Origin of the sequence: Microcoleus sp. A6-C6, from assembly GCF_036705955.1 — a bacterium.
GTDB lineage: Bacteria > Cyanobacteriota > Cyanobacteriia > Cyanobacteriales > Microcoleaceae > Microcoleus.
Map to the genome: position 1 here is coordinate 89706 of NZ_JAUBVR010000015.1, position 6000 is coordinate 95705.

Below are 6000 nucleotides of genomic sequence, written 5' to 3' on the forward strand. Positions count from 1 at the left end.
ACCCTTATGTGATAGATCATTCCCTATCTCCCATCGAAAATCCAAAATCTAAAATGGTATTACACTGCGATCTAAAATGGTATTACACTGCGATCGTAAACGGTCAATCCTTCGATCGTCGCATTCTTTTTCCCAGGATTAACTGCAACTGAGCCTGCAATGGTAGTCCTGCATAGTAAGTATGAACCGATTCCAGGTCAACGGCTGTCCTACCCTGGGATCGCGCAAGCCGATCACACGGGAGGATTTCAAGTAAACATCAACCTCGATTAGGATTGACACCCGGTTTGGCTCCACAGAAAACACAAATTGTTTGAATACGCCTTTGTTTATTCAATGTGAGTGACGTAATGACAAACAAGCACAGAACCAGAAAATTTTCATTGGCAATTAGGGAGAATCCACGGTTTCATTGTCATCCACGTCAAGTTGCGGTCGTACAGCCTTTTGAGATTGGAAGGTCTGAAAAAGTTCGTAGAACTCTTCATAGCTAACTTGTCCATCAGCACTGGTATCAGCTCGCTTCAACATTTCCTCAACCTCGGCATTCGTGACCAATGCATCAAGGCTGCGGATGCAAATGCTCAACTCCTCCAAACTGATGTAACCAGAACTATCGAGATCGAACACTTTAAAGCGTTCTAAAAGCCGTTTATCTTGATCGTCCATCAGATCCGACTCCAGCAAGGTAGCAAACTCTTCAAAGCTGATGCTGTTGCTATTGGGGCGACCTGTGATGATCTCTATCGCTTCCTGAACTCGTTGGGGCGAATACGGGCGACCCACGGCTTTCAATACAGAGCCCAGTTCTACCGCAGACAGGGAATTGCTACCATCTTTATCAAATTTCCTGAAGGTGTCTTTGCAAAAAGCAATCTGCTCGTCGCTCATCCAGTCAATATTGATGGGTGTGTCTGCACCTTCACGGGTGAGTTGGCGCTGAGTAGCGATGGAATCCAGGCGATCGAGGACATCATAGGCATGGGCCGTCGCTTGCCAAAGTCGGTTTGAATCGGTACCAAACCGCACGCTGCCGTTTTCGGCAACGAGGGGTAAATCAAAGCGCAGCGTTGAATCTTCCATCAGCAGCCGTCCGGCTGGGGAGGTTTCTCGTCCGTAGTAGTGGTCTCGATGGGGAAAGACGCCGCAAATGTTGATGATTTTCAGATGCTCTTCAAAGATAGTGCGAAAGATGTGGAATTCTGACTGCAAATGCGGCTCTATTTTCTCGTAGTAGACTACACAATGTTTCTGAGCGTCGAGATTTTCCTGGTGAGTCAGAATTAGACAAGGCATAAACAGGCACTCCTCTGGAGTTAGTTCCGCTTGCCAGTCGTGTCCCCGCTCGACAAGCTCCATTGCTTTTTTATCCCCGTCGTACATATGGATAGTGTGGCGATAGAGATTGCGGGGAAATTGATCCAGCAGGATCATCAAGGCAAGACAACCGCGAGGGGTTTCTATCCAATCGTCTAACTGACCTGCGATCGCCTGCTTTACCAGTTCTCCATACCGATTGCGAATTTCGTTATCCGTGTCATGACTTTTGCCAAACCATAGTTGCAGACACGCCATAGGATCGAGCTTGCCTGTGGCATCCCGAAGGAACATATACTGGATGATTTGTTGCTGTATATCTTGATTCATTTTAGATTCTCCTTTTTTGCTGTAATAGCTAAGAAAGCATTGATTTGATTTAGTGATTCAGGGTGCCGATAGTCCTGCAAAAGCAATGATAAAATTTGATATAACCCTTGCTGTATAAAGATCGAGAATGCAACAATCCTTACTTGTGCACCACGACCCTTTTCGCAGGATTAATTGGGCATTACTGAATGCAAGTTTAACATAATCCGCTCAAAGGTTGAAGTCTCGCTCTAAATTTTGAGAAATCATACCCGTATTCCGCAACGCCGCAACTGAGCGCAATCATCCATCTCAACCAGGATTAGTTGCAAATAAGCTGAAAGCACTGATGGGAAAAGGAAACAAGGTAAGAGTTCCTGTCACAGGTCAAGAAACTCGTGGTGATGCAAGGCGAGGTTGCATTTAAAATTTTGACGACTTTCTTGACACGAAAATAGAAGATTCTGAATCGCTTACAGAGGTTTTCGGAAAAGTCAAGAAAGCATTCGTTTACTTGACTCTTCTAGTTGCAAATAATCCGGGTCAAAAGGGATGAATGCAAGTTGGTTGCATTTAATCCAGGATTATTTGCAATAAATCTTGGCTGAAGCACAATTAGAGTTGCAAATAATCCAGGTTATACAATGTCTCGATTGCAGACGATCGCGATTAGTATGGCAGTTCGCTACAGTTATGCGACTTCTACGAACACACCGCTGCGGGCAAACTCTTCCTCTTCCGGCGTGAAGTGGGGCACTTTATCTACAATCTCAGGGTCAAAACGGTATGTCTCCTGAAGGAATTGTCCGGCGATCGCAGCTTCCTCCAAATCCTTGATGTAATCTTGGGCTAGGGTGCAAGCTTCTCTCATACCTGCCTCGTCGCCCTTCTCCAACAGCTTTTGCAGCGTTGCTCTGACACCTGCTAAACGCGATGCTGGCTTGAGCAGCCCGTAGAGGCGGTATAAGCGATCGACCGAGATGCTGAGGTGTTTAAGCGCTTTGCTACGCGCTAGTTCGGAGTCCAGACTAGGCCAGTAGCGGGTCGTGTAGAACGCTTTCTCATCCTTGTGATACCATTCTTCCGATCGAGCGATCGATGACGAGACAGTGTTGTGTAGTTTCCAGAAGAATAAACGCAGGGCAGAACCATCGACAACTGTAGACAGCTTTGCATCCATCGATACCTCAAAGTTATTAAGCTGGCGATCGCGCCCCAGCAAAAGATACTCCACCGGGTACATATCAACCTCTTTGTTCTGCACAACGTACATATTGAGGTGGTGGCGGCAGTAAGGGCAGGGATACATGGTGGCAAACAGCTTAAAGAAGTCCTTGAAGACTGCTACTAAGGCTTTTTGGTTCTTTAGGGGCTTAGTACAGACAATTTCCGCCGTAGTGTGGAAAAAGCGCCATACTCCAGGGCCGATATAGTAGGGGAAACTGACGCGCATCTGGGCATCTTTCACGTCACTTCGCCCCAAATACACATCAATGAATGACACATACTGGGAAAGCGCCCCAGACTCGCGCCCAAACTCTTGGCGTTCGCGCCGTTTCTGCACCCCATTCAGATAGTGGTGGGTTAAACGCCATGCCTGCATGATAGCCAGCTTTTGTTTTGGGCTGCATTTAGGAAAGTTTTCTGCCACATCCGCCCCATAGTGGCCAAATCCTCCAACGGATTTGGTGTTTTCGTACCATTGAGCTAATGCCGCTTCGTCAGGTACGGTGTTGCTTGGGATGTCAGCCGCCGTACTGACGCTGAAGGCCGCTAGCAGCTTAGGCATAAAATCCTCATACCAATATGCGACTGGCATCATCGCACCTTTGATTGCTTCTGAGGCATCGGAAATGATCACGCGGTTCCACTGCTTCAAATAATCTTTGGGATCGCCTTCAGATTTGGGGGGAGGTGGGGCAAGCTCTGCATTCAGTTCCATCTGCCTCAAGCGGTTGAGTTCGTTGATTGCCAGCACGCCTTCGGCGATATCACGAAAGCTGAACTGCTTTTTCTTCATGGTGATGGCGAACTCGACACCTGCGGCAAACTTCTCTTTGACTGAGATTGAATTGCGACTGGCTTCCAGCATCGCTTTATCTTCAGCCCGCATCTCTGGTGTTTTTTCGATGGTGTTCCAGTTTTTGATGCGGTTTTGCAGTCGATCGTACTCAGAATCGATCGATTCAACGACTGCATTTAGCAGGGGATGGCAAGCTTTTTCTACGATATCTAAGCCTTTGTAAAGCGCGATCGCTTGCTTCACAAACTGCACAAAGTCGGTGATTCTATAGGGTAGGTTTCTCACGCGCAGGTGAGTTTCGTGGTTGGCGGAGAAACTCTCGCGGAAGCAGCGGTAGGCAGATCCTTGAATCAGGCGGAACATACCGATTTGCATTTGCAGGCGCGAGGTAACGCGCTCTTTTTCCTCCTGTGGATGTTGCGCGAGCAGTTCTTTGAGTCGCGCTACCTCCGGATCGTCGCTTAGTGCTTCCTGTACTGGAGATTCGGCGGTTGTTAAAGTGGTTGTGTTAGTGGCAGCCAGTATTTCTTCTTCGGTGAGGGTGGCTGCATCGCTTGAAGTAGGATTCGTTAGGGTAATTGGCGAATCTTGAGAACTACTTATTTCTGATTCATGGGGGACGAGTTTCATGAACTCTTCAAAGTCAATTGAGGCATCGCCATCACCATCGACTTCTTCGATCATTTTTTTCAGTTCCTCATTAGTCAGCCCAAACTGACTCATGACGCTGTGCAGCTCGTTTGCAGTAATTTGACCGGTGCCGTCTTCATCAAACACGCTGAATGCCAGCTTGAGACGGCTTTTGCGATCGCCCTGCTGCGACAAAATTAGGGTTTGGAATTCCTCAAAATCTATACTACCCGACAAGTCAACATCTACCTCCTTGACCATATCGCGCAGTTCGATGTCGCTAGGACTCTGCCCGAGCGATCGCATCACTTGCCCCAGTTCCTCTGTTGAAATCGCACCGCTGCCATCTTCATCAAATACTTTGAAAGCTTCCCAGAGCTTCGCCACCTCTTCTTCAGTCACAACTTTGTTTTCAAGGGCCACAGGTACCATGAATCAATCCTCCCTAATGTTTTAATTGGGTCACTATTGGATCGAGGCGGTTCTCCTAAACCAGAGAGTGCCGTATTCATTGCCGGAAATGCCGATCGTCAACATCGATCGGTAGAACATAACTGACCAAATCAGTGTATCCCGACAGGAGGCCACAATGAAGCATTAATTCGCCAAATTCTGCAAAATCGATCGTTCCACTTCGATCGCGAGCCATAGATTTCTATAAAGCGGGTTCTGAAACCTCTAGATAAGTCGTAATTTTATCCACATCATGCGTCATGGCGATAATTTCTGCATATTGACGGATTGCTTTCTGATTAGTCGCCTCAAAATACTGCGGCACTATCAAACACCAAATTACTCTTTAACAACATCCATTAACTCTTCAATCAAAATATCGAGGGTGCGAGCTATTTTTTGAATCGAGGTGATGTCAACCGTGGCCAGTCCTTCAGAACGAGCATAGTGCCTGACTCTGCTGTACGGAACGTCCGAGCGATCGCATCCTTGAGCGTCCAACCTTTTTGATCAGCCAACTCTCAAATTCGGAACCTAACTAATCCCATTCTGCCTATTGACAAACGATAAGTATCTATCGTTTAATATTTTTAGTAACAAAGACGATCGCCCTGAGATTTGATAAAAGGGCGATCGCCCAAATTTTGCAGCAAGCCCACCAAAAAGGCGAAGACATCGGCGATTTGAGAGTTTTAACACGGTAGCACAATTGGCGCAAAAAAGAGAATTTAATCGTGTTAGGATTTACCGATTTCCTAGACAGATTATTTTCTAATACTTTGCTACCAATTGTTGCATTTCGCCGCTTAGGATTGTGGTGTTTGCGGAAAATTTCCCCAGTTAGGTTTTTAGCCTTGCGCTTGATGACAGGCTTGATGGGGCGGCCGCCGGAATTAGCGCAAAATTAGAAGAAACCCGGTTTTTTCCTATGTTGCTTGTCTTCTAGTGGTGTTGCCACAACCGCCAGGGGTTTCAACCCCTGGCTAATAGCGAAAGTCGGTTGAAACCGACTGAAAATCCGAGATAAAAATGAAAAACTCTTTAGTCCTCTTTAAGAGGACTTTTGCTATGAGACAGGGGTTGAAACCCCTGGCGGACTATCGTGCTAACCGAGGTTTCTCGCCACTCGCACCATCAAATAAACCGGGTTTTTTCCTCAATCTTTGCAATGTTGCGAAGTAAGGATTCAGGGTATCCGCTCAATAAGTTGCGGTAAATCTTAATTTTTCGACAGTGTATAACTTATTTGATTCTACAAATATCTTAAT

5 protein-coding genes are annotated in these 6000 nt (G+C 46.6%); 1 reads left to right on the forward strand and 4 read right to left on the reverse strand.

Features of this window, described 5'->3' with window-relative positions; all coding sequences use genetic code 11:
- Nucleotides 1–390 precede the first annotated feature (390 nt).
- The 4 genes from QUB52_RS09190 to QUB52_RS09205 form a co-directional block, all read right to left on the reverse strand.
- A complete protein-coding gene (locus tag QUB52_RS09190; protein WP_332972681.1) occupies nucleotides 391–1647 on the reverse strand; it encodes a DUF924 family protein in 1257 nt (418 codons plus the stop codon).
- A 670-nt stretch (nucleotides 1648–2317) separates the two neighbouring features.
- Nucleotides 2318–4711, reverse strand: coding sequence for an EF-hand domain-containing protein (locus tag QUB52_RS09195; protein WP_332972680.1), 2394 nt, complete (start codon nucleotides 4709–4711; stop codon nucleotides 2318–2320).
- Nucleotides 4712–4787: 76 nt separating this feature from the next.
- Complete coding sequence (locus tag QUB52_RS09200) at nucleotides 4788–4928, reverse strand: hypothetical protein (RefSeq protein ID WP_332972679.1); 141 nt, start codon at nucleotides 4926–4928, stop codon at nucleotides 4788–4790.
- Between the two features lie 143 nt (nucleotides 4929–5071).
- Entirely contained in the window at nucleotides 5072–5233 is a 162-nt protein-coding gene (locus tag QUB52_RS09205; RefSeq protein WP_332972678.1) for a hypothetical protein, read from the reverse strand.
- Between the two features lie 233 nt (nucleotides 5234–5466).
- Here QUB52_RS09205 and QUB52_RS29240 point away from each other — a divergent pair, with 233 nt between their 5' ends.
- Nucleotides 5467–5640 carry a hypothetical protein gene (locus QUB52_RS29240; protein ID WP_442923171.1) on the forward strand — a complete coding sequence of 58 codons (174 nt, stop codon included), beginning with the start codon at nucleotides 5467–5469 and terminating at the stop codon, nucleotides 5638–5640.
- The last annotated feature ends 360 nt before the right edge of the window (nucleotides 5641–6000 follow it).